General features: G+C 54.3%; 27 protein-coding genes. 10 read left to right on the forward strand and 17 right to left on the reverse strand.

Annotated elements, in window-relative coordinates; all coding sequences use genetic code 11:
• Nucleotides 1–134: 134 nt before the first annotated feature.
• Nucleotides 135–2,267, forward strand: coding sequence for a polyribonucleotide nucleotidyltransferase (gene pnp, locus ACFE33_RS00945; protein ID WP_380055675.1), 2,133 nt, complete (start codon nt 135–137; stop codon nt 2,265–2,267).
• Between the two features lie 73 nt (nt 2,268–2,340).
• Here pnp and ACFE33_RS00950 read toward each other — a convergent pair whose 3' ends face one another.
• The 5 genes from ACFE33_RS00950 to ACFE33_RS00970 all read right to left on the reverse strand — a co-directional run bounded on the left by ACFE33_RS00950 (nt 2,341) and on the right by ACFE33_RS00970 (nt 5,769).
• Nucleotides 2,341–2,988, reverse strand: a complete 648-nt coding sequence (locus tag ACFE33_RS00950; protein WP_380055677.1) for a peroxiredoxin — start codon at nt 2,986–2,988, stop codon at nt 2,341–2,343.
• A gap of 89 nt (nt 2,989–3,077) precedes the next feature.
• Nucleotides 3,078–3,725 (reverse strand): RluA family pseudouridine synthase, encoded by a 648-nt coding sequence (locus tag ACFE33_RS00955; protein WP_380055680.1) that lies wholly within the window; start codon nt 3,723–3,725, stop codon nt 3,078–3,080.
• 21 nt (nt 3,726–3,746) lie between these two features.
• Nucleotides 3,747–4,127, reverse strand: coding sequence for a GFA family protein (locus ACFE33_RS00960; RefSeq protein ID WP_380055683.1), 381 nt, complete (start codon nt 4,125–4,127; stop codon nt 3,747–3,749).
• Nucleotides 4,128–4,138: 11 nt separating this feature from the next.
• The gene (locus ACFE33_RS00965) at nt 4,139–4,594 is read right to left on the reverse strand and encodes a GAF domain-containing protein (RefSeq protein ID WP_380055686.1); all 456 of its coding nucleotides are present in this window, start codon (nt 4,592–4,594) and stop codon (nt 4,139–4,141) included.
• Nucleotides 4,591–5,769, reverse strand: a complete 1,179-nt coding sequence (locus ACFE33_RS00970) for a thiolase family protein (protein ID WP_380055688.1) — start codon at nt 5,767–5,769, stop codon at nt 4,591–4,593. The genes ACFE33_RS00965 and ACFE33_RS00970 overlap by 4 nt, the downstream gene beginning before the upstream one ends.
• Before the next feature lie 96 nt (nt 5,770–5,865).
• Here ACFE33_RS00970 and ACFE33_RS00975 point away from each other — a divergent pair, with 96 nt between their 5' ends.
• From ACFE33_RS00975 to ACFE33_RS00985, 3 genes are all read left to right on the forward strand, one after another.
• The gene (locus tag ACFE33_RS00975) at nt 5,866–6,198 is read left to right on the forward strand and encodes an STAS domain-containing protein (RefSeq protein WP_380055690.1); all 333 of its coding nucleotides are present in this window, start codon (nt 5,866–5,868) and stop codon (nt 6,196–6,198) included.
• A gap of 16 nt (nt 6,199–6,214) precedes the next feature.
• On the forward strand, nt 6,215–6,679 hold the full coding sequence (locus tag ACFE33_RS00980; RefSeq protein ID WP_380055692.1) for an ATP-binding protein: 465 nt from the start codon (nt 6,215–6,217) through the stop codon (nt 6,677–6,679).
• Between the two features lie 191 nt (nt 6,680–6,870).
• The gene (locus tag ACFE33_RS00985; protein WP_380055695.1) at nt 6,871–8,451 is read left to right on the forward strand and encodes a gamma-glutamyltransferase family protein; all 1,581 of its coding nucleotides are present in this window, start codon (nt 6,871–6,873) and stop codon (nt 8,449–8,451) included.
• Here ACFE33_RS00985 and hspQ read toward each other — a convergent pair.
• The gene (hspQ, locus tag ACFE33_RS00990) at nt 8,448–8,774 is read right to left on the reverse strand and encodes a heat shock protein HspQ (protein ID WP_380055698.1); all 327 of its coding nucleotides are present in this window, start codon (nt 8,772–8,774) and stop codon (nt 8,448–8,450) included. The genes ACFE33_RS00985 and hspQ overlap by 4 nt on opposite strands.
• Nucleotides 8,775–8,857: 83 nt before the next feature.
• On the opposite strand from hspQ, the gene ACFE33_RS00995 reads away from it, so the two are divergent.
• Together ACFE33_RS00995 and ACFE33_RS01000 are read left to right on the forward strand one after the other, a co-directional pair.
• A complete protein-coding gene (locus tag ACFE33_RS00995; RefSeq protein ID WP_380055700.1) occupies nt 8,858–9,739 on the forward strand; it encodes an AEC family transporter in 882 nt (293 codons plus the stop codon).
• Nucleotides 9,740–9,809: 70 nt separating this feature from the next.
• On the forward strand, nt 9,810–10,394 hold the full coding sequence (locus tag ACFE33_RS01000) for a lytic transglycosylase (protein ID WP_380055703.1): 585 nt from the start codon (nt 9,810–9,812) through the stop codon (nt 10,392–10,394).
• 7 nt (nt 10,395–10,401) lie between these two features.
• On the opposite strand, the gene ACFE33_RS01005 is transcribed toward ACFE33_RS01000, so the two are convergent.
• The 4 genes from ACFE33_RS01005 to ACFE33_RS01020 form a co-directional block, all read right to left on the reverse strand.
• Nucleotides 10,402–10,998, reverse strand: a complete 597-nt coding sequence (locus tag ACFE33_RS01005) for an outer membrane lipoprotein carrier protein LolA (RefSeq protein ID WP_380055706.1) — start codon at nt 10,996–10,998, stop codon at nt 10,402–10,404.
• 71 nt (nt 10,999–11,069) lie between these two features.
• Entirely contained in the window at nt 11,070–13,934 is a 2,865-nt protein-coding gene (locus ACFE33_RS01010; RefSeq protein WP_380055709.1) for a DNA translocase FtsK 4TM domain-containing protein, read from the reverse strand.
• 3 nt (nt 13,935–13,937) lie between these two features.
• Nucleotides 13,938–15,122 (reverse strand): aminotransferase class I/II-fold pyridoxal phosphate-dependent enzyme, encoded by a 1,185-nt coding sequence (locus tag ACFE33_RS01015; RefSeq protein WP_380055712.1) that lies wholly within the window; start codon nt 15,120–15,122, stop codon nt 13,938–13,940.
• Nucleotides 15,123–15,250: 128 nt separating this feature from the next.
• Entirely contained in the window at nt 15,251–16,582 is a 1,332-nt protein-coding gene (locus ACFE33_RS01020; RefSeq protein ID WP_380058624.1) for an amidase, read from the reverse strand.
• Between the two features lie 86 nt (nt 16,583–16,668).
• On the opposite strand from ACFE33_RS01020, the gene ACFE33_RS01025 reads away from it, so the two are divergent.
• Nucleotides 16,669–17,895 (forward strand): FAD-dependent monooxygenase, encoded by a 1,227-nt coding sequence (locus ACFE33_RS01025; RefSeq protein WP_380055715.1) that lies wholly within the window; start codon nt 16,669–16,671, stop codon nt 17,893–17,895.
• Here ACFE33_RS01025 and ACFE33_RS01030 read toward each other — a convergent pair.
• Genes ACFE33_RS01030 through ACFE33_RS01045 form a run of 4 tightly spaced genes read right to left on the reverse strand, consistent with a single transcriptional unit; the run spans nt 17,892 to nt 20,472 of the window.
• Entirely contained in the window at nt 17,892–18,074 is a 183-nt protein-coding gene (locus ACFE33_RS01030; protein WP_380055717.1) for a Trm112 family protein, read from the reverse strand. The genes ACFE33_RS01025 and ACFE33_RS01030 overlap by 4 nt on opposite strands.
• Complete coding sequence (locus tag ACFE33_RS01035) at nt 18,071–18,697, reverse strand: LON peptidase substrate-binding domain-containing protein (protein ID WP_380055720.1); 627 nt, start codon at nt 18,695–18,697, stop codon at nt 18,071–18,073. The genes ACFE33_RS01030 and ACFE33_RS01035 overlap by 4 nt, the downstream gene beginning before the upstream one ends.
• A gap of 26 nt (nt 18,698–18,723) precedes the next feature.
• A complete protein-coding gene (locus tag ACFE33_RS01040) occupies nt 18,724–19,635 on the reverse strand; it encodes a tetratricopeptide repeat protein (protein WP_380055723.1) in 912 nt (303 codons plus the stop codon).
• Between the two features lie 48 nt (nt 19,636–19,683).
• Nucleotides 19,684–20,472 (reverse strand): exodeoxyribonuclease III, encoded by a 789-nt coding sequence (locus ACFE33_RS01045; protein ID WP_380055725.1) that lies wholly within the window; start codon nt 20,470–20,472, stop codon nt 19,684–19,686.
• 184 nt (nt 20,473–20,656) lie between these two features.
• Between ACFE33_RS01045 and ACFE33_RS01050 the strand changes: the two genes are divergently transcribed.
• Nucleotides 20,657–21,709: a Hint domain-containing protein gene (locus tag ACFE33_RS01050; protein ID WP_380055727.1), complete on the forward strand. Its 1,053-nt coding sequence runs from the start codon at nt 20,657–20,659 to the stop codon at nt 21,707–21,709.
• A gap of 67 nt (nt 21,710–21,776) precedes the next feature.
• Here ACFE33_RS01050 and ACFE33_RS01055 read toward each other — a convergent pair whose 3' ends face one another.
• Nucleotides 21,777–22,463 carry a response regulator transcription factor gene (locus ACFE33_RS01055; RefSeq protein WP_380055729.1) on the reverse strand — a complete coding sequence of 229 codons (687 nt, stop codon included), beginning with the start codon at nt 22,461–22,463 and terminating at the stop codon, nt 21,777–21,779.
• A 162-nt stretch (nt 22,464–22,625) separates the two neighbouring features.
• Between ACFE33_RS01055 and ribA the strand changes: the two genes are divergently transcribed.
• Entirely contained in the window at nt 22,626–23,717 is a 1,092-nt protein-coding gene (gene ribA / locus ACFE33_RS01060; protein WP_380055732.1) for a GTP cyclohydrolase II, read from the forward strand.
• Complete coding sequence (locus tag ACFE33_RS01065; protein WP_380055735.1) at nt 23,714–24,223, forward strand: L,D-transpeptidase; 510 nt, start codon at nt 23,714–23,716, stop codon at nt 24,221–24,223. The genes ribA and ACFE33_RS01065 overlap by 4 nt, the downstream gene beginning before the upstream one ends.
• Here the strand turns inward: ACFE33_RS01065 and ACFE33_RS01070 are convergent.
• Nucleotides 24,207–24,875, reverse strand: coding sequence for a YggS family pyridoxal phosphate-dependent enzyme (locus ACFE33_RS01070; protein WP_380055737.1), 669 nt, complete (start codon nt 24,873–24,875; stop codon nt 24,207–24,209). The genes ACFE33_RS01065 and ACFE33_RS01070 overlap by 17 nt on opposite strands.
• Nucleotides 24,876–24,975: 100 nt before the next feature.
• On the reverse strand, nt 24,976–25,986 hold the full coding sequence (locus tag ACFE33_RS01075; protein WP_380055739.1) for a porin: 1,011 nt from the start codon (nt 25,984–25,986) through the stop codon (nt 24,976–24,978).
• Nucleotides 25,987–26,281: the final 295 nt, after the last annotated feature.

A 26,281-nucleotide genomic window follows, 5' to 3' on the forward strand; every position in this document is an offset into this window, starting at 1 on the left:
TTTCTTTTTAATCCGACGTTTGTGGGGCCGGGCCTCGCCCCGCAGATAGGACACGAAAAAAGAGGCCACGGGCATACGGCCCGTACGTAAACGGCCAAAGGGGATGGGCCCCCGCGGCTAATTTAGGAAACGATATGTTTAACGAAACAAAGAAATCTATGCAGTGGGGCGACGAAACGCTCACACTCGAAACGGGTAAAGTTGCCCGCCAAGCCGACGGTTCGGTAATCGCCACTTTGGGTGAGACCTCGGTTATGGCCAACGTTACTTTTGCAAAAGAGCAAAAGCCGGGCCAAGACTTTTTCCCGCTTACCGTCCATTATGGCGAGAAATACTATGCTGCCGGTAAAGTTCCTGGTGGCTTCTTCAAACGCGAAGCGCGTCCGACTGAAAAAGAGACGCTGACAAGCCGTCTTATCGACCGTCCGATCCGTCCGCTTTTCGTACCTGGCTTCAAGAACGAAGTTCTCTTGATCTGTACAGTTCTGAGCCATGACCTTGTGAATGATCCCGACATCGTTGCGATGATTGCGGCGTCTGCGGCGCTTACGATTTCAGGTGCGCCATTCATGGGCCCAATCGGTGCGGCACGTGTTGGTTATGTTGATGGCGAATACACACTGAACCCATCATGCGATGACATGCACGAGCTTCGCAACAACCCAGAGCAGCGTCTTGATCTCGTTGTTGCGGGTACAAAAGAAGCCGTGATGATGGTTGAGTCCGAAGCATACGAACTCTCCGAAGAAGAGATGCTTGGTGCGGTCAAATTCGCACATGACTCTTTCCAGCCTGTGATCGACCTGATCATTGATCTTGCAGAAGATTGCGCCAAAGAGCCATTCGACTTCCAAGCGCCTGACTATTCCGAGCTGTTCAAAGCAGCTATGGCTGCTGGCGAAGACAAAATGCGCGCAGCCTATGCGATCACTGACAAGCAAGAGCGCACAACTGCTGTTGCCGAAGCACGTGAAGCAATCAAAGCAGCCCTCACAGAAGAACAGCTTGAGGACGAGAACCTTGGTTCCGCGCTTAAGAAAGTTGAGTCCACAATCCTTCGTGGCGACGTTGTCAAAACTGGCAAGCGCATCGACGGTCGTGACACAACAACTGTTCGTCCGATCACTTCCGAAACTGGCTTGCTTCCACGTACGCACGGTTCTGCGTTGTTTACACGTGGCGAAACTCAGGGCCTCGTTGTTACAACACTCGGCACTGGCGACGATGAGCAAATGATCGACGCGCTGACAGGTACATACCGCAGCAACTTTATCCTGCACTACAACTTCCCTCCCTACTCTGTAGGTGAAGTTGGTCGCTTTGGCTTTACTGGTCGCCGCGAAATCGGTCACGGTAAACTTGCATGGCGCGCGCTTCAGGCTGTTCTGCCTGCGCCGACTGATTTCCCATACACCGTTCGCGTTGTATCCGAGATCACAGAGTCCAACGGTTCGTCCTCTATGGCTTCCGTTTGTGGCGGCTCGCTTTCCATGATGGACGCTGGCGTTCCATTGAAAGCACCGGTTGCTGGTGTTGCGATGGGTCTTATCCTTGAGGATGATGGCTCTTATGCGATCCTGACAGACATCCTTGGTGACGAAGACCACCTCGGCGACATGGACTTCAAAGTTGCTGGTACAGAAGCCGGGATCACATCCCTGCAGATGGACATCAAAGTTGCAGGCATCACCCAAGAGATTATGGAAAAAGCCTTGGCACAAGCCAAAGCAGGTCGTCAGCATATCCTCGGTGAGATGTCGAACGCTCTGACAGAAGCAAGCGAATTCTCGGCGCACGCTCCTCGCATTGAAACAATGCAGGTTCCAACAGACAAGATCCGTGAAGTGATCGGTTCTGGTGGTAAAGTGATCCGCGAAATCGTCGAGACTTCTGGCGCGAAAGTGGACATCAACGACGATGGCGTGATCAAGATCGCATCTGCCAACGCCGAAGCAATCCAAAAAGCCTACGACATGATCCACTCGATCGTTGCCGAGCCAGAAGCAGGCGCGGTTTACAACGGTAAAGTTGTTAAGATCGTTGATTTCGGAGCATTCGTGAACTTCTTTGGTAAGCGCGATGGTCTGGTACACGTTTCTCAGATCGAGAACCGTCGTCTGAACCACCCATCCGACGTACTCAAAGAAGGTCAGGACGTGAAAGTGAAGCTCTTGGGCTTTGACGATCGCGGCAAAGTTCGCCTGTCGATGAAAGTTGTCGATCAGGAAACTGGCGAAGAGATCGTCGAAGAGAAAAAAGAAGCTTAAGCCTTAGCGCTTACAAGAAAGGCCCCGAAGTTCGCGCTTCGGGGCCTTTTGCTTTTGTAAACTTAGAAACGAATTAGAGTTTCGTTGTACGCAGATATGGGAAGTGAGTTGTGAACTCACCAAACTTTGCCTTTGCGTCTTCGTCACTAACTGCCGCAGGGATCACAACATCACCACCTGGCGTCCAGTTCGCAGGTGTCGCAACGCCTTTGCCGGCTGCGGTTTGCAACGCATCAAGCGCACGCAGAATTTCAGCAAAGTTACGACCAACGTTCATGGGGTAAGTCATCGACAAGAGAAGCTTCTTGTCTGGCGAAATGATGAACACCGAACGCACCGTCGCGCTATCGTTAGGGGTGCGGCCGTCGGGAAGGTATGCCTCGGCGGGGAGCATGTCATATGCCTTTGAAACGGCAAGGCCCTCATCTGCGATGATCGGGAACCCCGCAGATGTTCCTGCGAATTTTTCAATGTCGCCTTTCCACTTTTTGTGGTCTTCGACACCGTCAACCGACACGCCGATCACTTTGGTGTTGCGCTTTTTCCACTCATCAGCAAGCTGCGCAACCGCACCAAATTCAGTTGTGCAAACAGGTGTGAAATCTTTGGGATGGCTAAACAGGATCGCGTAGGAATCGCCAATCCAGTCGTGGAATGAAATCTCACCTTCGCTGGTTTGAGCCTTAAAATCTGGGACAGTATCGTTAATGCGCAATGCCATTTTAGTCTCCTACAAAGTTGCTGTTGGGAAACATATAGGCCCCTAGGGAACGCAAATCCATGGGCTAGCGTCAGAATATGATCTTCGGCCTAAAACGGGCACTTAGCGCGAAAGCGTTGCCCCTCGCCGCCCTCGGGATGACGGAGGCGCAATTCCTCGGCGTGCAACATAAGTCGCGGCGCATCGCGGGCCTCGCCTGTCGCATAAAACGGGTCGCCTAGAATGGGGTGCCCGATCTCGCGCATATGCACACGCAACTGGTGGCTACGGCCCGTTTTGGGGAACAGCCGAACACGCGTTGTGTTGTCTTCATAGCGCACAACGCGCCAGTCGGTGATGGCCTGTTTGCCCGTTTCAAAATTCACATGCTGAAGCGGGCGGTTGGGCCAGTCCACGATGAGCGGCAAGTCTACAGTTCCGGTTTTTTCGGCAATGTGCCCGAAGACGCGCGCGACGTAGGTTTTCTTGGTTTGCCGCTTCTCAAACTGAAGCCCGATATGGCGTTGCGCATGTGCGGTGAGCGCAAAAATCATAACACCCGAGGTATCGCGATCCAGACGATGGATCAAAAGCGCATCCGCGAACGCCGCCTGAACCCGCGCAAGAAGGCAGTCGGCGAGGTGTTCGCCCTTCCCCGGCACAGAAAGAAGCCCCGAAGGCTTGTTCACCACCAAGAGGTGCTGATCCATGTGCAAAATATCAAGCGGATCATTCGGGGGGTTATAGTCATCACTCATGGGCGGGTGATATTTGAAAAGCTAGTATTTGGCCAGTTGTTCCGGCCCGTCCTCGATTTCATAATAATCTCCCTTGTCCGCCACAAAGATATGCGCCCGAATTTTCATATCTGTCGGCGGCTCAAGTGCGCCCATGGCGACGGAAATGGTTGTTTCAGTGTCCATTTTCCAGAAAAGGGAACTTCCACACGCATTACAGAACCCGCGCTTGGCGTAATCCGAGGAGCGAAACCAAGTAAGCGTCGATGATTTCGTAAGCTTTAGGCCCGACTCCACTGCCTGCGCCGCACACCAGTAATGGCCAGATGTCTTGCGGCATTGGCTACAGTGGCACGCCACAGGTGGGTTGAGCGCACCTTCAATCTCAAAGGCCACCTCGCCGCAAAGACAACTTCCTTTCATGGGCTTACTCCCTACACGTCACCAAATACATCCGCCAAAATGCCAGCAATAGAGTCTGCATCCGTTTGGTTGAATGCGTCTGGCTGATCGCTGTCGATATCAAACACACCGATCAAACGGCCACCTTTGCCGATCACCGGCAATACAAGCTCGGATCTTGTGCTACTTGCGCAAGCGATGTGCCCCTCAAATGCGTGCACGTCGGGGACAAGCTGCACCTCTTGTGAACGTGCCGCTGCCCCACATACCCCGCGCGAGAACGGTATTTGCAAACAACCGTGCCCCCCTTGATAAGGACCGATTTTCAGCAAGTCGTAACCCACGTTCCGATAGAACCCCGTCCAGTCAAAACGGGCATCCGAATGGTGCACTTCGCAGGTGACCGTTGCCATGAGGGCGACCTCATCTGTCTCGCCGTCTGTCAGGCTCGCGATCGTTTTGGCGAGCGTTGAATAATCCACCGTCATGGTCGTTCAATTGCGATGGCTGTGCCCTCGCCTCCGCCGATACAGATCGCCGCGACGCCACGCTTTAGCCCGCGCGCCTCAAGTGCGTTCAGAAGCGTCACAATAATCCGCGCCCCCGATGCACCGATCGGGTGGCCCAGCGCGCAGGCCCCGCCGTTCACGTTCAACTTGTCATGGGGTACGCCCATCTCTGCCATGAAGGCCATAGGAACAACTGCAAAGGCCTCATTGACCTCCCAAAGATCCACATCCTCAACGCTCCACCCCAAGCGATCCAACAGCTTTTGCGCAGCGGGCACCGGCGCGGTGGTGAACCAACCCGGAGCTTGGGCATGGCTCGCGTGGCCAAGGATACGCGCCCGAACAGGTAGGCCCTTGGCCGCAGCAGTCTCGGCATCAGCCAGAACAAGCGCCGCTGCACCATCGGAAATCGATGACGCATTCGCCGCAGTAACAGTGCCGTCCTTGCGAAACGCAGGGCGCAACGTCGGAATTTTTTCGGGCCGCGCCTTAGCTGGCTGTTCGTCATGATCAACCACGGTCTCTCCACGGCGTGTTTTTACGGTGACGGGGGTAATCTCTTTGGCAAAACCACCTGACTCATGCGCAGCAATGGCACGTGAGAGTGAAGAAAGCGCGAACGCGTCCTGCGCCTCGCGGGTGAATTGGTATTTCTCTGCGCAATCTTCCGCAAACGTCCCCATAAGGCGACCTTTGTCATACGCATCTTCGAGGCCATCTAGGAACATAGAATCTACGACCTGACCATGCCCAATACGTGCGCCGCCTCGCATCTTGGGGAGTAAGTAGGGCGCGAGCGTCATGCTCTCCATGCCACCTGTAACCACGATATCGGACTGTCCCAATGCAACCTGATCGAAACCGACCATCGTCGTTTTCATGCCAGATCCACACATCTTGTTAAGGGTCGTCGCTGGCACTTCATCGCCAAGACCAGCGGCAAATCCCGCCTGACGCGCGGGCGCCTGTCCCTGACCCGCTCCGAGCACACAACCCATCAGCAATTCCTGAACGTCAGATGTCTCTACTTGTGCACCTTCCAGCGCCGCTTTTATCGCCGCTCCGCCCAAATCGGCAGCGGGCACATCCGCAAAGTCCCCCTGAAGGCCCGCCATCGGCGTGCGTGCGGCCCCTGTAATTACAACTTCTCTCATGGGAATACCCTTTTTTCTGGCGCTCTCTCGAAAATGCTTACCGAATGGTAACGTCTGCCGTCTACCCTCGTGCGTATCAATTATCGGAGATTGAACGTGGATATTTCGACTCTTAACACAAAAAACACTCTCGTCGCTCGCGTAGAAGCCGCGCGCATTGATTCCGCCGCTGCGGTGCAATTCAAAGATAAAATGCGCGAAATAACGGAAAACGGCGAGGCAAGAGTTGTTCTCGACCTTTCGAATGTCACGTTTTTGGACAGTAGCGGACTCGGCGCGGTGGTTGCGGCGATGAAGCAACTAGGCACGAATCGCCGACTAGATATCGCTGGATTGACGCCCGCAGTTGGTAAAGTTTTCAAACTCACGCGGATGGATACGGTTTTTCAAATCTATAACAGTGCCGAAGAAGCATTAAGCAACGCGTAGCGGGCCACGAACCTAGATGAGAGAACCTCTGGATATGCCTGAGAAATGCGGCGCTTCTCCTCTTGAACTGACACTCGTGAGTGACGCGATGGATGTGCGCGCGACCATTCTCAAGCTGTTGGCCAAACTACGCGCGCTCAATTTCTCTGAGGCTGATTGCAGCAAGGTTGAGCTGGTCGTCGCGGAGGTATTGAACAACATCGTTGAGCATGCCTATCCTGATGGTGGGCGCGGGACGATACGCCTACGGATCGATTTCCAAGAATCCGCCCTTGCGTTTGAAGTCGTTGATCATGGATTGCCGATGCCGAACCGCTCGCTTCCCTCGGCGCATATTCCAAAGCTTGAAAACGGCGCGAACCTTCCTGAAGGAGGCTGGGGATGGATGCTCATTCATGAGCTTTCCCACGACCTATCCTATGTCCGCACAGGGTGCGAAAACCGGCTTCGGTTCTGTCTGGGTTATCGTTGCCGCCCCTAAATTGCCCAATTCACTCCTTAGCGACGCCCAAAACGGGGATCATAGAAAAAGGGTAGCTAACAAAGCTTCCCTCGACGCTGTGGCAGATAGCCCCCACCTGATGCGCAGCGTCGAGGAACGATTAGCGCAAATCCACCTTGGAAATCCGGAATCGCGAGTCTAGTCTACGCTTCTGAAACTAAGGAGTATTCATGCGCGATTTTCACCTTCCTGGCCGTTCCCCTGTCTTTGCTCAAAATGGGATGTGCGCCACATCGCACCCGTTGGCCGCGAAGATTGCCGTTCAAGTTCTCGAGTCGGGCGGTAATGCCGTGGATGCCGCGATTGCGGGTGCAGTGACATTAGGGATTTGCGAGCCGCAAATGACCGGTATTGGCGGCGATTGCTTTGTACTCCTCAAGCCCTCGGATAGTGACGAGGTCGTTGCGCTGAACGGTTCGGGCCGCGCTCCTGCGGGCCTATCCTCGGAAAAATTACGCGCCAAGGGGCTTAAGGCGATGCCTCTGAATACCGCGGATGCCGTTACGGTGCCCGGTGCAATTGATGCGTTCTGCAAGCTCTCCAAAGATTGGGGCAAGGTTGGCATCGCCGGCGCACTTGCACCTGCAATTCATTACGCAGAGGCGGGCGTACCCGTTGCGCCGCGCACTCAAAGCGACTGGAAGCTCGCCGAGAGCAGCCTTCAGGGTGTTGCGCGAGATTATTACCTTATCGACGGGAAATGCCCCGAAGTAGGGCAAGTATTCCGTTCTCCTGAACAAGCAGAGGTACTGCGCCGCATTGCGATTGACGGGCGCGATGCGTTCTACACCGGCGAAGTTGCCGAAGATATGGTGAGCTCGTTGAATGCGCTTGGCGGCACGCACACGCTTGATGATTTTGCCAACACGGCCTGTGATTATACGACCCCAGTATCGGGGACCTACAAGGATTTGGAACTCGTTGAGCATCCGCCGAACGGCCAAGGCGCGACGGCGATTTTGATGAACAACATCCTTAGCCATTTTGATATTGCGGGCATGGATGCCTTCGGAAGCCAGCGCGCGCATATCGAAGCAGAGGCAGCCAAACTTGCCTATGATGCCCGGAATCGGTTTATTTCCGATCCCGACCACATCCAGCGCCTCGCGCATATGCTTGCGCCCGAAACCGCATCTGATTTGGCTGCGCTGATTGATCCGAAGCGTGCTATGGCCTCTGCACAGAAGCTCAGCGAGTCTGTCCACAAGGACACAATCTATATCACGGTCGTTGATAAAGATTGCATGGCCGTTTCGCTCATTTACTCGATCTTCCACAGCTTTGGATCGGGACTTGCCTCTGATAAGTTCGGCATCCTATTTCAGAACCGCGGCGCTGGGTTCACCCTCGAAGAGGGGCACCCAAATGAAGCGGCAGGTGGCAAGCGCCCAATGCACACCATCATTCCCGGAATGCTCAAGAAGAACGGCAAGGTCATTATGCCATTCGGTGTAATGGGCGGCGCATATCAACCCAACGGACATGCGCGATTTGTCTCTAACCTTGTAGATTTCGGCATGCACCCACAACAAGCAATCGATGCGCCGCGCAGTTTCTCGGACGCTGGTGAGATGAAAGTTGAGAACGGATATTCCAACTCTGTACGTCAGGAACTTGCGGATCTCGGCCACAACGTTGTCACGCCCGACACCGCGATTGGTGGCGCACAGGCGATCCTTATTGATGATGAAAATGGCGTGCTTCAGGGTGCATCAGACCCACGCAAGGACGGCTGTGCGCTGGGATATTAGTTGAGTTGAACCTGTAGCGGGTAACTTCCGTCCTCAAAATCTCCGAACAAGTCACCCACATCTGGGTGGCTTACGGGGACGCCGGTGTAGTCCGCGACAAGGTTCTGCTCCGAGACATAAGCCACATAGTAGCTTTGGTCATTTTCTGCGAGCAGATGATAGAACGGCTGGTCCTTCTTGGGTCGGCTGCCTTCTGGGATGGCTTCGTACCATTCGTCGGTATTCGAGAACATTGCATCCACGTCAAACACCACCCCTCGGAAGGGATGTTTCCGGTGGCGCACCACCTGACCAAGATAATATTTGGCTCGTGTTTTCAGCATTGCTTACATGCCCCCTATATGATTACTACTCAATCGACGAGGGGATTGTCCATGTTTGAGACGAATTTTGATGGAAACAAACTGTGGACATAGTTTTAACAGTTATCGAAATTGTCGCCCCTGTTTTCATCCTCGCCTCGATCGGATATTTCTGGGTTTTCTTTGGATTTGAGTACCGAGTTCAGTTCGTAACGGGCCTTGCGATGACCCTTTCGGTGCCTGCTTTGATCTTTGTCGCGCTGATGGAAACCGAAATTGAACCAAGCGCGCTCTCTCTCCTTCTGCTTGCGAGCGTATTAACCTACGGGGTGCTTACGCTTGTATTTTACCTTGTGGTTAAAGCACTTAACCTCGAAATGCGGAGTTTCCTTCCGCCTCTCATTTTCAGTAACACAGGCAATGTCGGCCTTCCCCTTGCGTATTTCGCATTTGGCGAAGAGGGCTTTGCGTATGCGATTGTTGTGTTTGCGGTCATGGCGATCTGGAGCTTCACCTTTGGTGTCTGGGTTGTGTCGGGTGGGGGTAGCATTCGCAAAGTTGTGAAAGAGCCGATGGTCGGCGCCACGATCCTTGGCGGGATCTTTATGTGGCAGGGCTGGACGACGCCCACTTTCTTAACCAACGCGCTTGAACTCGTTGGACAGATGGCGATTCCTCTTATGCTCGTGACGCTCGGCGTGGCAGTTGCGCGGCTTAAACCGGGACGTTTGGGACAAGCATTCTGGCTTTCCCTTCTCAAGGCGGCGCTCTGTGTAGGGTTCGCGGCGGGCGTAGGTATCTGGCTTGAACTTCCGCATGTAGCGCTGGCGGTACTGGTCCTTCAGGTCGGAACCCCAGTGGCCGTTACCTCCTATATGCTTGCGGAAAAATACGGTGCAGATTCAAATGCGGTGGCAGGGCTTGTGGTGGTATCCACGCTGCTCTCGGTTGCCGTAATTCCGCTTGCTCTCGGTTTCATGATCTAAAGTTATAGGTTTGTTATTTATCCGGCGATAGTTTTGCGCTATCCTAGGACAAAATATAAGCGAGGGGCATATGAGCAGACTTCTTCGCGCAACAGCATTGATGATCTTGGTCGCCGCTTGCGGTGGGGGTAACTATTCTGCCCCGCGCAACCTCAACGACGCCTGTGCGATCCTCAAAGAGCGCGGTAAATATTATAAAGAAATGAAACGCACCCAACGGCGTTGGGGTGTTCCAATCAGCGTACAAATGGCGACTCTTTATCAAGAGAGCAAGTTCGTGGGCAATGCGCGAACGCCACACCAATTCGTTCTAGGTGTGATCCCGATGGGGCGTCAAAGCTCTGCATATGGATATAGTCAGGCACTTGATGCGACTTGGGACGAGTACAAAGACGTGCGCGGCGGCCGAGGGGCCAAGCGGGACGACTTTGGCGATGCCGTGGATTTCATGGGGTGGTACATGGACGAAACCACACGCAAGCTTGGTATTTCCAAGGGCGATGCGGCCAACCAATACCTTGCCTATCACGAAGGACGTGCGGGTTATGCCCGTGGGTCTTACCGCTCTAAACCATGGCTGGTTAATGTTGCCAACAGTGTTGATGCGCGGGCGCGGCTTTACCACGCCCAGCTAAAACAATGCGGCAAGGCATAGTGCCTCATTAACGCCTATTCGCGGCTAGCGTGATATCAAAGAGGCTGGCGGGCATGTTCCCGCCCGTCTTGAAGTTACTCAGAATAACGCGCGTTTTACTTCCGGATGGGTCGTTGATAATCCACTCGATCAGCCGCGTTGGATTCGCCGCGAAAATCAAATCAATACTTCCATATTCTGGCTTCTGAGGGTCACGAGCACGCACAACGGTATCAGTTCCGCGCGTTCCGTGCCCTGTAACCATGCGCGCCTGTGCTAGGTTCACGCGCTTGGCGAGAATGATGCTCAGTGGGGTGCGGCTTAGGGGGTATTGCTCGGGGCCAGCGTTGGATTTCTGATCAAAGATCGCAACTTGCCCACCACCCGCGATAACAAGCGCCTCATTGGGCGGATCATATTCGAACCGTGCGCGCCCAGGGCGGCGCATATACAGAGTTCCCGCAGACTTAGATCCATCCGCGTTGATCTGTGTAAACCGGCTCTGGGCGGTTTCAAAACTATTGAAATAGTTTGAAAGCGTGTTCAACGAGAGCTTTTCTGCCGCAGCAGGAAGAGCGAGAAAGGTTGCCAGCACTGGCACCAAAAGGAGGCGTAAATGTTTCATACGAACATACTTAGCCGCTTTCGGTGGAATTGCCAGCCAACCCTAATCACAAAGCGTTTATTTGCCGATACCTACTGTTCGGGCACCAGAATTTCACGTTTACCTACATGGTTAGCAGGGGAAACGAGGTTCTCGTCTTCCATCTGCTCTACGAGGCGCGCGGCCTTGTTATAGCCAATCGAGAGCTTGCGTTGGATATACGAGGTCGAGCATTTGCGATCCTTCAGAACAATCGCAACCGCTTGATCGTATAGCGCATCTTCGCCATTTGTGTTGCCACCCAAACCAAGAACGAGGTCGATGTTGCTCTCGGTGTCCTCATCGGGGCCGTCAACGATACCTGATTTATATTCAGGCGCGCCATAAGCCTTGAGGTGATTAACGATTTCCTCGACTTCTTCGTCGCTACAGAACGGGCCGTGAATACGCGTGATTTTGCTACCACCCGCCATATAGAGCATGTCGCCCATACCCAAGAGCTGCTCGGCACCCATTTCGCCAAGGATCGTGCGGCTGTCGATCTTGCTGGTGACTTGGAACGAAATCCGAGTCGGGAAGTTTGCCTTGATCGTACCGGTGATCACGTCGACCGATGGGCGCTGTGTCGCCATAATAAGGTGAATACCCGACGCACGCGCCATTTGCGCAAGGCGTTGGATGCAGGCCTCGATCTCTTTGCCCGCAACCATCATAAGGTCGGCCATCTCGTCGACGACAACAACAATGTATGGCATCTTCTCGGGCGCGAATTCCTCTGTCTCAAAGACTGGATCGCCCGTTTCATCATCAAAACCGGTCTGAACGGTGCGGCTGAACATCTCGTTCTTGGCGAGCGCATCGCGTACGCGTCCGTTATAGCCGTCGATATTCCGAACACCCATCTTGGACATCTTGCGATAGCGCTCTTCCATCTCGCCCACGACCCATTTCAGGGCCACAACAGCCTTCTTAGGGTCTGTTACAACTGGGCTAAGAAGATGCGGGATGCCGTCATAGACGCTAAGTTCAAGCATCTTGGGGTCGATCATGATCAGGCGGCACTCTTCTGGCGTAAGTTTATACAGAAGCGACAGGATCATCGTGTTGATCGCGACCGACTTACCCGAACCCGTTGTACCCGCAATCAGAAGGTGAGGCATCTTGGCAAGGTTAGCGACGATTGGCTCGCCACCGATATCCTTACCCAAGGCAAGTGGCAGCTTCATTCCGGTATCGCCGAAATCACGTGCAGAGAGAATTTCGCGAAGTACAACCATTTCGCGGTTCTCATTCGGAAGTTCGATCCCGATCACCGAACGCCCGGGAACGGTGGAAACACGCGCAGAAAGCGCAGACATCGAACGCGCGATATCGTCGGCAAGGCCGATTACTCGGCTCGCCTTGAGGCCGGGCGCTGGCTCTAGTTCGTACATGGTCACAACCGGACCCGGACGTACCGCTACGATTTCACCCTTTACGCCATAGTCATCCAGAACGTTCTCCAACATCCGCGCGTTCTCTTCGAGCGCTTCGTCAGAGAGATGATGACGCTGAATCGAATCCGGACTCGCCAAGAGCGAAAGTGGTGGGAGTTCAAATTGATCAGCTTGCTCATCAAACTGAAGTGCTGGCTGCGCCTCGGCTTGGGCACGGCTTGATGGTTGAATAGGCTTGCGCACATTGTGCTGAACCACGGGCTTGGTGATAGGCGCCGCAGGGATTTGTGGCGCAACCATCTGGGGCCGCGCAACAGGCGGTTCTTCCACATAGGGTTGCTCGGAAACAGGCTCTATCACCGCCTCATCGGGGTAATCGTCATACACAGAAGCCTGAGGAGGTTCTGCACTCAATACCAACGGGTTCGGCCCCTTTGGGCGCTTGAGTTGCGGCTCCGCACGCACTGTGGCGACGCGCGGCGCTGCGCGAACGCGCGATTTGATTACGTTTGAGATACGTGCCTTGATGCGCTCTTCGTCATCCATTTCCTCTGGCTGTTGCGCAGTCAATTCCGGCTCGATATGAACAGGCGCCGGTGCGCGCTTTTTCATAAGGGGAACGCGGGCCAACAAACTTGGCTTTGGCGAAGGTTGCGCCTCGGCTTGAGGCTGAACATGTGGCTCAATTACAGGCTCTGAGCGGACAACCTGCGCACGTAAGGGCGGCTCAGTCAGTTCACCATAACCAGCGGGTTGCGCGCCGCGCTCCTCAAAATCGGCATACTGCGCCGCTCCTTGCGCCATGAGGGCGGCTTCTTGACGGCGGCTTTCGCGGTTCTCTTTGGCGCGTTTTGCGGCCAACATTGCTTCGCTCGCGCCACGCCCCATGAGGTTCATCAAACGGGCATAGCCCATAATCAGACCAACGAGTAAAAAGCGCCCGATCAAACGCAGCTCAGGTTTGGTAAAGCCCAGAACAAAGAAACCAGCCACCAACATCAAAACGCCCGTCACCAGCGAGAATATCTTGAAACCAACGGTCGTCGTAATGCCAATTCCGTTCAATAGTCCGCCAGAAACCATCTCGCCGAACATTCCGCCCAACCCAAAGCTGTGACTCCAATCAGCGGAGGGCGCATAGGTTTCGGCATGAACAGAGAATATCGCGATCCAGATCGGCACGAAAATCAGACGCGAGAGCGCACGTTCAGCGCCTTGGTGCGCAACGAGGCGAACTCCCCATCCGATCAAGGCGATCGGCACACCCCAACTGGCAATACCCGCGATGATGAACAGCGGCGAAGCAATCGCCGCGCCAAATCCGCCCAACCAGTTTTGAATCGGAGCACTCGTCGCCGAGAACCAGCTTGGATCAGTCGGCGAGTAGGACGCGAGCATCATGGAGACCAAAACACCTGCGACGATCATGGCGATACCCACAAGTTCCTTGCCACGTTTTTCGAGCGCGGCCTGAACATTGGTGTCTAACAATGGATCACGTTGTCTTGTTTGGTAAGCCATACTCTACTGTCCCTCATTGTAAATGCAGTTCCGAATCTTCATAAGACCCGCCCGCATCTCTTCTTTTGGGGCGACAAGGGCTACACGAATGTACCCTGCACCCGGATTAAATCCATTAACTTCGCGACTGAGATAAGCTCCGGGGAGCACCCGAACGCCTGTCTTGCGCCAAATATCGAGAGCGGCTTGCTCGCCGTCATTCACTGGAAGCCATAGGAAAAACCCTGCATCCGGTGAAATGTACCCCTCGACGTCCTTAAATATCTCATCCGCAATCGCGAATTTCTCATCATATAGCGCGCGGTTCGCCACCACGTGCGCCTCGTCCTGCCATACGCGCGCAGCGGCAAGCTGAAGCGGCAAGGGCAAAGGTGCGCCGGAATAGGCTCTAAGCAAACGAACACGCGCCATCGTTTCAGGACCACCCGCAACAAATCCAGAGCGCAAACCAGGGAGGTTTGATCGTTTGGATAGCGAGTGGAAAATTACAACCCGCTCGGGGTCGGCACCCATCTCAAGCGCCACCTGTAACGCGCCTGCGGGTGCTTCACCACGGTAAATCTCGGAATAGCATTCATCGGCGAAAATCTGGAAGTCGTACTCCTCGGCCAGAGCAATCAGGGACTTCCAATAATCACGATCCGCAACTGTGCCCTGCGGATTTGACGGGGAACAGATATATGCAATTGCCACGCGTGACAGAACTTCTGGCGGCAACGAAGCGTAGTCAGGCAAGAAGCCCGTCTCGGCCGTTGCGGGGACAAATACAGTTTCGGCAACAACCGAAATCGCCGCGATTGCGTAAACTTGATAGAACGGATTTGGAACCAAAACGACGGGCTTGCCGTTCTTTTCCTCAGGGCAAAGCGCCATCGCGGCGTTGTACAATCCTTCACGCGTTCCGTTCAGCGCCATGATCTGAGCACTCGGAATTGCGATATCATAACGGCGTTTTATCCAGCCCGAGATGGCATCAAGCAATTCTGGCGCGCCATCGTTCGGAGGATATTTGTTAAATCCAGCCGCGTTCTCGGCAATAACCTCAGAGACAAATGACGGGCTCGCGTGTTGCGGCTCGCCGATGGTCATAGCGATAGGGTCACCCCCAGGGGCGTGCGAATCCAATAGGGTTCGCAGACGCGGAAACGCGTATTCTGGCAGGTTCGAAAACCGCTCTGGAAATACCATATGTGCCTCAATGTCGGGATCATTAACGCCCCGTTATTCGCCCAGAGTAGCGGCGCGGGGCGCTTTGGTCCAGAAAAACGCCAATTTTTTCTGCCGCTTGGCGAGAATGATGTGTCTTTTAGGCCAGCCTAGGATTTAACGATATCTTCGGCCGCGCACCCATAACGCAACAGCGCCTCTTCCTGCATCGGCCCACCGAGCATCATGAATCCCGCCGAAGGAACGCTTGTGGGCAATGTTAGAGCCGATAAACCCAGTAAGTTGCCAATTCGCGTGTTGCGCAGCGTCATCAAATTTTGCTCAACGTAGTAGTCCTTGTCGTCCAAAAGTCTCTGATGCTTGGGCGGCATAATCGGTGCAGTTGGAAGAACAACCACATCAAAGCTTGACGATGCCGCGGCCCATTCGTGCCGGATCACCTCAAGACGGCGCCATGCAGCAACGTAGTCGGCCGCAAGCACATCTTTGCCGCTTCGAAAGCGTTCTAGAATAGGTGGAAACATCTTTTCTGGCGCGGCTTCAATCTCGGATTTCCAGATGCCGTACGCCTCCGCCGAGAACAAAACCGGAGAGAAATCCATGGCCTCGTTCAATGCGGAAAATTCAAAATCCGCCGCAACGATTCCTGCCGAATTTAGCTGGGATAGAGCCTGTTCAAACCCTTTCGACGCGCTTGCATCAAGGTCATCTTGGGCGATGGTCTTGAGCACACAAACCCGCAATCCCTTTACCGTTGCGCCTTCTAGATCCGCGGGTTTACCCCCTTCGAGCATTGCGAGCATCTGCGCGGCATCTTCGACGGAGCGAGCGAGCGGCCCGACGGTATCGAAGCGCTCACAAAGCGGTACAGCACCCCTACAGGAAACACGCCCCGCAGTGGTTTTCAGCCCAACCAGATCATTCCATGCCGCAGGAATACGCACCGAGCCGCCAGTGTCGGAACCGATGGAAATGGGTGCAAGCCCAAACGCCACCGATGTCGCAGCGCCAGACGAACTACCGCCTGCAACTGCTTCCATATCGTTCACACAGGGCGGTGTTTCTTTGACTGGATTTAGGCCAAGCCCAGAGAATGCCAACTCCGACAAATGCGTTTTGCCAAGGCAAACCGACCCCGAAAGAGTCGCCGTCCTTAGGACCTCTGCATCCTCGCTCGGGACGCGACCGCTTAGCAGGTCTGAGCCCGCCTCAGTCGCGATGCCTGCACTATCGAAGAGATCCTTCCAACTGACGGGAACACCATCCAATAGTCCCAAACGCGCCTCGTTTTGCGCTCTCTTACGGGCTGCTTCGGCTTCGGAACGCGCGCGTTTGGCGGTGACTTGGGTATAGATACGAGGGCTTAGTTCGGAAGCGGCGATTGCCTCCAGATATGCTTCGGTCAGCTCAACGGGGTTAATCTCGCCCGCGCCAATTCCACGCCCCAAATCCGAAGCCGTTGCCTTTAGCCAATCCATAATCCAATCCTCAAACTGCGCCCTAGAGTCGCGACCCTAGCGACAGCAGAACGCATGGACAATCCCGAGATTTACGCCAATATACTCTCATGAGCATTGACACAGATATTCTTATTGTCGGCGGCGGATTGAATGGCGCCTCGATGGCACTGGCATTTTCACAAGCCGGGTTGACCACGACACTGATTGACGCCCTGCCAGTACAGACGCGCAAATCGGATACCTTCGATGGGCGCGGATATGCGCTTGCGCTGGCTTCGCAACGAATGCTGTCGGCGCTTGGTGTTTGGCCGGAGGTCGCGGACCACTCGCAACCGATTTTGGACGTCAAAGTTACCGATGGTCGCGCGGGCGAAGGCCCCTCCCCTCTCATGCTTCACTTCGATCATGCCGAACTCGAAGAAGGTCCGATGGGCTATATGGTCGAGGACCGGTTCTTACGGGTCGCACTCTTGAATGCGTTGGATGCACAGGAAAATATTACCTCGATTTCTGGTGAAACCGTTATCGCGCAAGAGACCAATAACACCCGCGTTAGGGTCACATTATCGAACGGCAAGACCATCTCGGCGCGGCTTCTTGTTGGCTCGGATGGCAAGAAAAGTGGTACAGCAGAGCGCGCGGGAATTTCACGCAACGTCAAGGATTACGGTCAAACCGCGCTCGTTGCCGCTGTTGCGCATGAAAAGCCGCATAATGGCTGTGCGCATCAGTTTTTCATGCCCGCAGGTCCGCTGGCAATTCTACCGCTTCCGGGAAATGTTTCGTCCATTGTCTGGAGCGAAACCCACGAAAACGCCGCGCGCATTTCGTCGCTTTCCGATGATGCATTCCTAGAGGAACTAAGACCGCGTTTCGGCAGCTTCCTCGGAGAAATCTCGCTTGCGGGGGGGCGTTTCTCATACCCTCTGGTGCTTTCAATGGCGCAAGCAAAGATCGCGCAGCGGACGGCGCTGGTTGGGGATGCGGCACAGGGTATTCATCCAATTGCCGGACAGGGGCTGAACCTTGGCCTACGAGATGTCGGCGCACTTGCGCAAGTAGTGGTGGAGGCCAAAAGACGCGGCGAAGACATCGGTGCGATCGACGTTCTAGAGCGGTATCAACAATGGCGCCGCTTCGACACCAACGCGCTTGCGGGCGCGACGGATGGGTTTAACGCTCTGTTCTCAAACGATAATCCCGCGCTTCGTGCGGTTCGGGATATCGGACTGGGCATCGTCAATGCCCTCCCACCGGTGCGACGTCGTTTCATGCGCGAAGCGGCAGGGCTTACTGGCGAACTACCCAAGCTGCTGCAAGGGCGGCAAATCTAGTCGAGCTTACGCGCTTCATCAACGAGCATAACAGGAATGCCGTCGCGGATCGGAAAAGCCAAATTTGCCGATTTCGAGATAAGTTCCGACGCTTGCGCATCATAGTCCAGACGCTGATGCGAAATCGGACACACGAGAGATTCGAGCATCTTAGGGTCGAATGAACCTTCGTTTGTCATTGTATTTGTTCCTTCTTCGGGCCTGAATGCAGGGCCATTTCCAGTAACGCCTGAAGCGTCTGACGGCGATCCGCGAGGGTTTGCGCTTCGAGAAGAAGCTGTTTTTCCTTCGGCTCGAACGGACACAGCATTGAGAGAGAGTTGATGAGCAACTCATCCTCCGCGTTCTCAAGGCTGCTCCAGTCGGTTTCAAGATCGCGAATTTTGAAATACTTCTTGAGCGTGGGCAAAAACGTGTCGCGCGGGAACTCTTGGTCCTGTTCAGCAGGGCCAAGATCACGCGAATATTCCCCCCAGCTTGCAGAGGCCAGAAGATAGGGTTTGAACCCTTCCCGCACATCCGAAATCTGAAAGCGTGACATCCCAAGGAGCGTGATCATATAGCGCCCATCATCAGTTTCGGTGAAGCCAACGATACGTCCAGCACAACCGACATCCTGAAATCCGCCCGATTTAGGCTGAATTAGACCCAAAATGCGATCATCCGTCTTGAGACAATCCTCAACCATTGCCAAATATCGCGGCTCAAATACCTGAAGCGGTAGGCGGCTACGGGGCAATAAGAGCGCTCCCTCCAGTGGAAAGAGCGGCACATCAGACGGGAGGCTGAATCCTGAGATCATTCTACCAGCCTACAGCGAAAACGCCGTTAAACAAAGATCATCGACGATAATTTGCGCCGACCGTTCAGCGCAATCGGGTCTTTGGCCTCGAGCGCATCGAAAATGGTGAACAACTGCGACTTGGCTGCGGCGTCATTCCATTCGCGATCACGGCGGAACAACTCTAGGAGTTGCTCGACCGCACCTTCGGTATCACCCCCCGCATGAAGCGCGGTTGCCAGATCAAATCGGGCTTGGTGATTATCGGGATCGGCTTCAACCGCTGCCTTTAGCTCGGCTTCTGGTCCTGCGTTTGCCGCTTGTTTGGCAAGATCAATCTTGGCGCGCACCGCTTCGATCGCGGGATCGGTCGAAATCTCTGCGGGGATACCATTCAGAACAGCTTCGGCTTCATCCGCGTCACCCAATGCCAAGTGGCATTTGATAATGCCAGCGAACGAAGGGACGTTTTTTGGATCTTCTTCAGTAATCGCTACGAACGTCTGAAGGGCATCATCGTATTCTTCGGCCTCAAACATCGCCTCTGCGGCCTCAACCGCATCTGCAAGTCCACCATCCGGCGCACCGGGCCCCATATCCGCAACGCGGGTGACGAAGGCGTCAATTTCACTCGGTGGCAGCGCCCCTTGGAAGCCATCGACAGGCTGCCCCTGCCAGAACGCATAGACGGTCGGGATCGACTGAATACGCAGCTGTGCAGAGATACCTTGGTTCTGATCAACGTCAATCTTAACCATTTTGACCGCGCCTTCGGCCTTGTTCACAGCCGCTTCAAGCGCCGGCCCCAAAGTCTTGCATGGGCCGCACCAAGGCGCCCAAAAATCGACGATCACTGGCACAGTCTGACTGGCCTCGATCACATCTTCCATAAAGGTCGCTTCAGAAGAGTCCTTTACCAGCACTTCTTCGGTAGGTTCGGTCTGTCCAAGTTCAAGCATGGTTCGTCATCCAATTCGGTCATTTTCCCCTATATGGGGCTTGGAGTGCTAAAGGTCAAAGGTTGCGAAAACCGGCGCATGGTCGCTGGGCTTTTCCCAGCCACGGGCGTCGCGGTAAACGCGGCTGCTGTGGCCTGAATTAGCAATATCACCAGTGGCCCAAATATGATCCAAGCGGCGTCCCTTGTCGGCGGCGGACCAATCTTTGGCGCGATAACTCCACCAGCTATAAAGCCGCCCGTCTGGAATATCGTTGCGCGTGACATCATGCCAGTCGCCTGCTTCGCGGGTTTCTTCGAACTTTTCGACTTCGATCGGGGTGTGGCTCACCACTTTGAGGAGCTTCTTGTGATCCCATACGTCATCTTCGCGCGGGGCAATGTTCAAATCACCGACAAGAATGGATTTCTTGGGCGCATTTGCCCTGAAATCGTCCCGCATATCGGCGAGGTAATCCAGCTTCTGGCCAAATTTCTCGTTCACTTCACGATCAGGAACATCACCGCCCGCAGGGACATAGTGGTTGTGAATATTCACACCGTTCTCAAGCGTCGCGGATACGTGGCGCGCGTGTCCGAGGTTCGCGAAATCATGCGCTCCGGATTGCACCAACGGAAGGCGCGAGATAATCGCAACGCCGTTGTAGCCCTTTTGCCCATTCGCAACCATATGCGTATAGCCCAATGCATGAAGCCCCTCGACGGGAATCTTATCCACAGGGCTCTTGCATTCCTGAAGACAAAGCACGTCTGGCGCATGTTCCTGTAATAGTTTCAACACTATAGGTTCGCGAAGCCGAACAGAGTTGATGTTCCAAGTACAAAGAGTAAAGGCCATTATGCGCTCCTAGAATTGCTTGGACCCAAGATATGCCCCCTCACGCAGAATCACCACCCAAAACGGGCGCTTTCATCATTGAGGCTGACTTTGATATAGGTTCAATTTCGTTTCGTTTTCGTCTATTTAGATAATATAGAGAAATACGTTCAATAGTAGCCGAGCGCGAACAACAGGCATTTCAATGGAAACGTTATACACCCTCCCTTCGGGAAGTATCACTGTCTCGGACGGCAAGAGCCTATCTGGTATTACTCAAGGTGACGGGAGCCATTTGATGGGCGCGTCCATCACGTTGAACTCCAACAGCTGGAGTACTGTAAACATCAACGACAATGATCCGGATTTTGAGGACAATGATACCTCGCAAACACTTGCGGCCGGTACGACCTATGGTGGTCAGTTCTATGCGAGCGGCACCATTGTCGAGGCCGAATATTCCATCACGGTGCGTGATCCTGAGGGAAATACCTACCAAGTAGTCGGCCTGAACCTCCGTGAACCGGGTGGCTCTAACACCTACGGAACCATTGAGGGATTGGCATTTATCGGCCCTGTTGCGGGCTTCCCGCCCATCGGCGTGCCGCTCACTGTCATCGATACCGGTGAAGGTCCGGGCTCAAACGAGACTCCCTATGGGGATTACGCCACTCCGCCATGTTTTGCGTCTGGAACTTTCATCACGACTGCACAAGGTACGAAGCGTGTTGAGGAACTGTCTGTTGGTGATTTGGTCGAAACAGCAGATAACGGACAACAGCCAATCCGTTGGATCGGGCAAATAACCTTCACCGCAGAGCAACTCCGCACGCGGGCGAACTTGGTTCCAGTGCGTTTAGCGCAGAATTGCTTTGGACCAGATCAACCATCGCAGGATCTCATGGTTTCGCCGCAGCACCGCGTTCTATTTACCGGTTGGCGTGCAGAGCTTTATTTCGGCACGAACGAGGTTCTTGTACCTGCCAAACATTTGCTGAACGATACTAACATCTTGCGCCACGCCCCGACCGAAGGCGTGACCTATTTCCATATTCTTTTCGATCGACACGAAGTTATCTATGCCAACGGCCTCGCAACCGAGAGCTTCCTGCCAGGTCCAGAAACCTACCGCGGGCTAAGTGACGAGACACAACACGAACTGTTGGAGCTGTTCCCCGAACTAGAGCAAAGCTGGAACAAATTCGAAAGTGCGCGCACGTGTCTGAAATCGCATCAGGTACTTCCGCTGATTGCATAAAAAAACCCGGGCGCTTGGCCCGGGTAAGTCGACAGGGAGGTGCGACTTACCCAGTCGCCGGGATTCGTTAAGACGCGAGTCGATAGCCACCGCTCTCGGTCACAAGAAGCCTTGAGTTGCTTGGATCAGGCTCGATCTTTTGCCGCAGACGATAAATATGTGTCTCTAACGTGTGGGTCGTAACCCCAGCATTATAGCCCCATACCTCGTGCAATAATACATCACGCGCGACAACGCCGCCCGTAGCCCGATAGAGGAACTTGAGAATATTCGTCTCTTTCTCGGTCAGACGGATCTTCTTGTTTTCCTCATCTTCAAGTAGCTTCTGCGCGGGCTTGAACGTATATGGCCCAAGCTGGAAAACAGCATCTTCGCTTTGCTCGTGCTGCCGCAACTGCGCCCTGATCCGCGCCAGAAGGACGGGGAATTTGAACGGCTTGGTCACGTAATCATTCGCACCAGCATCAAGGCCAAGGATCGTGTCAGCGTCACTATCGTGCCCCGTGAGCATCAGCACCGGACACTTAACGCCCTGTTTGCGCATCAAACGACACAACTCGCGACCATCAGTATCGGGCAGGCCAACATCCAAGATTACGAGGTCATAGATCGCCTCTTTGGCCTTGGCCATTGCAGTGGCACCCGAATCCGCTTCAAACACGTCGAAGTCTTCGGTCATGACCAACTGCTCGGACAGTGCTTCGCGCAGATCGTCATCATCATCAACAAGTAGTATTTTCTTGAGCGCAGCCATGAACTTTCCTCCGTTGCTTGTGATAATATTTGTTGGTCACGGCGTGGCAAAACAAGGGCACGTAGAAAATTCTCACGGTGACGTGTGGAATTTCCGCCTTTTGTTTCAATTCGGGTATGAAACGGTTACATAACGAGTGAATGCTGTAACAGAGTGGACAAGATGCCCTTTGCCCCAACCCTCCCAGAGCGGCTAGCCCGCGCGCGCGCCGATCTACGGATGGGCGCTGCTGTTGTATTGACCAAGGGCGATGATGCCGCACTTGTTTGCGCGGCAGAGACCCTCTCGCCCAGCCGCCTTACCGATTTGAGAAGTTTGGATGTACCGCTCATCCTCGCGATTACCACGCGTCGCGCCGAAACTCTCAAGGCGCGCGCATACGACTCGAATGTGGCGCGCGTACGGATTCCTTCGGATGCATCGGTAGAGTGGATTCACGCAATCGCCGACCCCGCCGATGATCTGAAAGTACCGATGAAGGGCCCGCTCAACACGCAACGCGATGGCGCGAGCTGTATTGCCAAATCTTCGATTGCATTGGCTAAAGCCGCGCAATTGCTTCCTGCGGCTACAATTGCGCCAATTCAGAACGGCGCGAAATTTGCCTACGAAAACGACCTTACGCTTGTCCCCCTTGAGGATGCAGAGGCGGCAATCCACGCGCTCTCGCCGCTGTCTTCTGTCGCGTCTGCCCGTGTCCCGCTCGAAGTATCAGAGGCTGGCCGTCTGCACGTTTTCCGACCTGATGACGGCGGCGAAGAGCATTACGCCGTTGAAATCGGACGCCCAGATCGGAACGCTCCGGTGCTTTGTCGACTGCATTCTGCCTGCTTTACCGGTGATCTGATCGGAAGCCTGAAATGCGATTGCGGCCCGCAACTTCGCGGAGCGCTCGCCGCGATGGGCGAGAATGGCAACGGAATTCTGCTTTACCTGAATCAGGAAGGTCGCGGCATCGGACTGGCCAATAAAATGCGGGCCTATTCCCTTCAGGATCAGGGGTTCGATACCGTACAGGCCAATCACCGCCTCGGATTTGAGGACGACGAACGCGACTTCCGCATCGGGGCCGAAATATTAAAGCAGCTCGGCTTTCACACAGTTAACCTCATGACGAACAATCCCGCCAAGGTCGATATGATGGAAGCGACAGGCATCAAGGTTGCAGATCGGGTGCCGTTGAAAGTGGGAGAGAACGCGCACAACCACGCGTACCTTGCCACCAAAGCCGCCAAATCCGGACATATCCTATGAAGCCAACCGACCTCGTCGTGACCCGCTGGGGAGCGCGGTTTATGGGACGTCGTTTCGCCTGTTCTATTGGCAAAGGCGGCTTCTCTGCGCAGAAAAAAGAAGGCGACGGCGCGACCCCTACTCAGGTTATGCGAATGGTTGGCGGTGCCTATCGTGCGGACCGTGGAACGGCGCCACACGTTCCATTTCCGCTCACACAAATTGGCCCATCAGATATCTGGTCGGACGATCCGAGTGATCCGAACTATAACCAGCCCCTATCTGATCCGTCCTATGTATTTAGCCACGAATCCCTGCGGCGCGGGGATCCGCTCTATGATTTGGTGATCTACACTGATCATAACTATCCCGATGCCACGCCGGGTGCGGGATCGGCTATTTTTGTGCATCAATGGCGCAAACCGCGACACCCGACAGAAGGGTGCATCGCGTTTTCACGCGCTGATTTACGCTGGATTCTCAACCGCTGGCAGCACGAAAGCAGGATCATTATCCGGAGCTGGTAGCGCCATAATCTCTGGCGCCGAAGATTGCCGACCCAACACGCACATAGGTTGCGCCCGCGGCCACAGCTTGCTCAAAATCTCCGCTCATGCCCATGGATAATTCTGCAAGGCCGTTACGCTCAGCGATTGTTGATAACAGATCAAAGTGCGGAGCAGGGTCCTCTTGGGCGGGCGGAATACACATAAGGCCAATCACAGGCAGCTCTAATGCGCGGCACTCTTGGATAAATGCGTCTGCCTCTGAGGGGGATATGCCAGCCTTTTGCGGCTCGTTGCCCGTATTGATTTGGACAAAGAGTTTTGGGCAGTGGCCCAACTCTTGTGCAATGCGAGCGATGGAATTGGCAAGCTTGGGGCGATCAAGGGAGTGGATCGCATCAAACAGTTCCATCGCTTGGCGGGTTTTGTTGGATTGTAGCGGGCCGAGAAGGTGAACTTCAATCGGGCCGTATTCTTTGCGTAGGTCTGGCCATTTCGCGGCCGCTTCCTGCACTTTGTTTTCACCAAAAAGCCGATGACCTTGGTCCAGTACGGCGCGGACGCGCTCGATTGGCTGCACCTTGGACACGGCGATCAGTTTGACGGAATCATCTTGCCGCCCAGCCAGCGCTGCGGATTCGTGGATTTTGGTGAGTGTAGTATTCAGAGACATATCTTGGCCTTTTGGTTTCACCCCAATCAGCCACAAACCGTCTCAAAAGAAAAGAGCGGACCGAAGCCCGCTCTTCCCAATTCAAACCAATCCGATTGGATTAGAAGCTGAATTTGATGCCGAGGTCACCGTATGTTTCACGGTCATCAAACAAGTCGCCACCGATAGTTGCGATACCACCAGCGATTGTTGCGCCGCCACCGAGGTCGTATGCAGCACCAAGACCGAACGCATCTTCTTTTGCGTCAGCGTCTTTGAAGTCTACAACGCGGTAGTAACCAGTTACAGTTGTCGCACCGGAAGTCCAGTCAGCAGACAATGCAAGTTGGTCGATGTCGCCAAGACCAGCCCAGTCACCCATGTGGTAACGACCTTTTACGGTGAATGTACCGTTTGTCCAGTCAGCACCGAAAGCCCATGCAGACGCGTCGTTGCCATCGGCATTTACGTCTTCAGTAATTTCGTAACCACCAGCAAGTGTCAGACCGTTCGCACCAGCCCATTTAACACCAACCGAGTAGGACTGACCTACTTCGATTGTGACAGGTACGCCAGCTACGTTTGCAGTAGCAAGCTGGTGACCAATTTGGCCGATACCCGCGTAGAATGTTGTGTCGCCGAAGCTGTACTCATAAAGAGCGGATGGAACAGGGTAGAATGTGTCGGCGAAGCCGTCATCATCAAAGTCTGTACCGGAGTTGATGTAAGCGATCTCGTTGAGGTCGCCGATGCCTGTGTAACCTACGCCGGAAACTTGGCCAACAGCAGCTTTAGCAGCGCCGTCTACGTCGCCCATGGAGAGCTTACCGAATGCACCGGAGATGAATACGGAACCAGCTGTACCAGCTGCGCCGCCACCAGCATTGTCGGCACGAACCGAACCACCGAAAGCAAGACCTGTATCTGTTTCACCGGAAGCGCTGAATGCGATACGAAGGCGGCTGCTCATACGTGTTTCGTTTTCAACCGAAAATGTATCAGTAGCTGGGTCGTACTGAAGCTCAGGACCGTATACCAAACCCATGCGGCCGTCACCGGAGATGGAGATGTCAGCTGCTGCTGCGCCAGCTGTTGCAACGAGTGCAGTCGTAGCAATAAGAAGTTTTTTCATTTCGTTTTCCCTTATAGAGATTAAAAGGTCACCTCAATTCAGGGGAATCCGAATTGAGTATGCTGTTCAATCGCTCTTTGGCGCTTCATTTGCAAGTTTATGGTCGCAATGTTGAACAAACCCTTGAAGGTTGATGCACGTTTGCCACAGTTCATTTTCACCCTCAATGGCCCAAGTTCAAACATTACTATGTGCAAGACTTGCTCCAAAAGGGAAAAACGGGAAAAAACTTGCTCAGGCACGGGCGGTTGGTTACTAAATCTGCAACGTATGAAATGGGACGACCAAAAGGGTG

Source organism: Falsihalocynthiibacter sp. SS001 (genome assembly GCF_042445055.1).
Classification (GTDB): Bacteria; Pseudomonadota; Alphaproteobacteria; order Rhodobacterales; family Rhodobacteraceae; genus Falsihalocynthiibacter.

What these genes read in the sequence shown, in the direction of transcription:
- pnp (WP_380055675.1), top strand. Translation starts at nt 135, where the DNA reads ATGTTTAACGAAACAAAGAAATCTATGCAGTGGGGCGACGAAACGCTC.
- ACFE33_RS00950 (WP_380055677.1), bottom strand. Translation starts at nt 2,988, where the DNA reads ATGGCATTGCGCATTAACGATACTGTCCCAGATTTTAAGGCTCAAACC.
- ACFE33_RS00955 (WP_380055680.1), bottom strand. Translation starts at nt 3,725, where the DNA reads ATGAGTGATGACTATAACCCCCCGAATGATCCGCTTGATATTTTGCAC.
- ACFE33_RS00960 (WP_380055683.1), bottom strand. Translation starts at nt 4,127, where the DNA reads ATGAAAGGAAGTTGTCTTTGCGGCGAGGTGGCCTTTGAGATTGAAGGT.
- ACFE33_RS00965 (WP_380055686.1), bottom strand. Translation starts at nt 4,594, where the DNA reads ATGACGGTGGATTATTCAACGCTCGCCAAAACGATCGCGAGCCTGACA.
- ACFE33_RS00970 (WP_380055688.1), bottom strand. Translation starts at nt 5,769, where the DNA reads ATGAGAGAAGTTGTAATTACAGGGGCCGCACGCACGCCGATGGCGGGC.
- ACFE33_RS00980 (WP_380055692.1), top strand. Translation starts at nt 6,215, where the DNA reads ATGAGAGAACCTCTGGATATGCCTGAGAAATGCGGCGCTTCTCCTCTT.
- ACFE33_RS00985 (WP_380055695.1), top strand. Translation starts at nt 6,871, where the DNA reads ATGCGCGATTTTCACCTTCCTGGCCGTTCCCCTGTCTTTGCTCAAAAT.
- hspQ (WP_380055698.1), bottom strand. Translation starts at nt 8,774, where the DNA reads ATGCTGAAAACACGAGCCAAATATTATCTTGGTCAGGTGGTGCGCCAC.
- ACFE33_RS01000 (WP_380055703.1), top strand. Translation starts at nt 9,810, where the DNA reads ATGAGCAGACTTCTTCGCGCAACAGCATTGATGATCTTGGTCGCCGCT.
- ACFE33_RS01005 (WP_380055706.1), bottom strand. Translation starts at nt 10,998, where the DNA reads ATGAAACATTTACGCCTCCTTTTGGTGCCAGTGCTGGCAACCTTTCTC.
- ACFE33_RS01010 (WP_380055709.1), bottom strand. Translation starts at nt 13,934, where the DNA reads ATGGCTTACCAAACAAGACAACGTGATCCATTGTTAGACACCAATGTT.
- ACFE33_RS01015 (WP_380055712.1), bottom strand. Translation starts at nt 15,122, where the DNA reads ATGGTATTTCCAGAGCGGTTTTCGAACCTGCCAGAATACGCGTTTCCG.
- ACFE33_RS01025 (WP_380055715.1), top strand. Translation starts at nt 16,669, where the DNA reads ATGAGCATTGACACAGATATTCTTATTGTCGGCGGCGGATTGAATGGC.
- ACFE33_RS01030 (WP_380055717.1), bottom strand. Translation starts at nt 18,074, where the DNA reads ATGACAAACGAAGGTTCATTCGACCCTAAGATGCTCGAATCTCTCGTG.
- ACFE33_RS01035 (WP_380055720.1), bottom strand. Translation starts at nt 18,697, where the DNA reads ATGATCTCAGGATTCAGCCTCCCGTCTGATGTGCCGCTCTTTCCACTG.
- ACFE33_RS01040 (WP_380055723.1), bottom strand. Translation starts at nt 19,635, where the DNA reads ATGCTTGAACTTGGACAGACCGAACCTACCGAAGAAGTGCTGGTAAAG.
- ACFE33_RS01045 (WP_380055725.1), bottom strand. Translation starts at nt 20,472, where the DNA reads ATGGCCTTTACTCTTTGTACTTGGAACATCAACTCTGTTCGGCTTCGC.
- ACFE33_RS01050 (WP_380055727.1), top strand. Translation starts at nt 20,657, where the DNA reads ATGGAAACGTTATACACCCTCCCTTCGGGAAGTATCACTGTCTCGGAC.
- ACFE33_RS01055 (WP_380055729.1), bottom strand. Translation starts at nt 22,463, where the DNA reads ATGGCTGCGCTCAAGAAAATACTACTTGTTGATGATGATGACGATCTG.
- ribA (WP_380055732.1), top strand. Translation starts at nt 22,626, where the DNA reads ATGCCCTTTGCCCCAACCCTCCCAGAGCGGCTAGCCCGCGCGCGCGCC.
- ACFE33_RS01065 (WP_380055735.1), top strand. Translation starts at nt 23,714, where the DNA reads ATGAAGCCAACCGACCTCGTCGTGACCCGCTGGGGAGCGCGGTTTATG.
- ACFE33_RS01070 (WP_380055737.1), bottom strand. Translation starts at nt 24,875, where the DNA reads ATGTCTCTGAATACTACACTCACCAAAATCCACGAATCCGCAGCGCTG.
- ACFE33_RS01075 (WP_380055739.1), bottom strand. Translation starts at nt 25,986, where the DNA reads ATGAAAAAACTTCTTATTGCTACGACTGCACTCGTTGCAACAGCTGGC.